Consider the following 874-nt stretch of genomic DNA (forward strand, 5'->3'; position numbering starts at 1 on the left):
CACCGTGGAGTTTCTGCTCGACGAGCGCGGCCATCACGTGTTCATCGAGATGAACCCGCGGATCCAGGTCGAGCACACGGTGACCGAGGAGATCACCGATGTGGATCTGGTGCAGTCGCAGTTGCGCATCGCGTCCGGGGAGTCGCTGGCGGATCTGGGGCTGAGTCAGGACAGCGTGTCGATTCACGGTGCCGCGCTGCAGTGCCGGATCACGACCGAGGATCCGGCCAACGGATTCCGTCCCGACACCGGCCGCATCACGGGGTATAGGACACCTGGTGGCGCAGGCGTTCGTTTGGACGGCGGAACTCACGTCGGCGCTGAGGTCGGCGCCCACTTCGACTCCCTGCTGGTGAAGCTGACCTGTCGCGGCCGCGACTTCGGCGCGGCGGTGGCGCGGGCCCGGCGCGCAGTGGCCGAGTTCCGCATCCGCGGTATCGCCACCAATATCCCTTTCCTGCAAGCCGTTCTCGCTGACCCAGATTTTCACGCCGGGCGAGTGACAACCTCGTTCATCGATGAGCGGCCGCACCTGCTAACAAAAAACAGCCCAGCAGACCGGGCTTCGCGAATTCTCGAGTATCTGGCGGATGTGACGGTGAACAAGCCGCACGGTGAGCGGCCGACGGCGGTCTACCCGCACGACAAGCTGCCGGCGCTCGATCTGAGTGCGCCGCCGCCGGACGGCACCCGCCAGCGTCTGCTCGAACTGGGACCCGAGGGTTTCGCGCGGTGGTTGCGGGAGCGCGACGCGGTCGGGGTCACCGACACCACGTTCCGCGACGCCCATCAGTCGCTGCTCGCGACGCGGGTGCGCACGCGCGGACTGCTGACCGTCGCCGGGCACGTGGCGCGGATGACGCCGGAACTGCTG

The 874-nt window shown here is 67.4% G+C and carries 1 pseudogene; it reads left to right on the plus strand.

Going from position 1 to position 874, the window contains the following annotated elements:
- Positions 1 to 874 (plus strand): annotated as a pseudogene (locus ACPCUW_RS35115) (pyruvate carboxylase); the annotation flags it as partial.

Source organism: Nocardia sp. AB354, from assembly GCF_049538315.1.
GTDB lineage: Bacteria > Actinomycetota > Actinomycetes > Mycobacteriales > Mycobacteriaceae > Nocardia > Nocardia nova.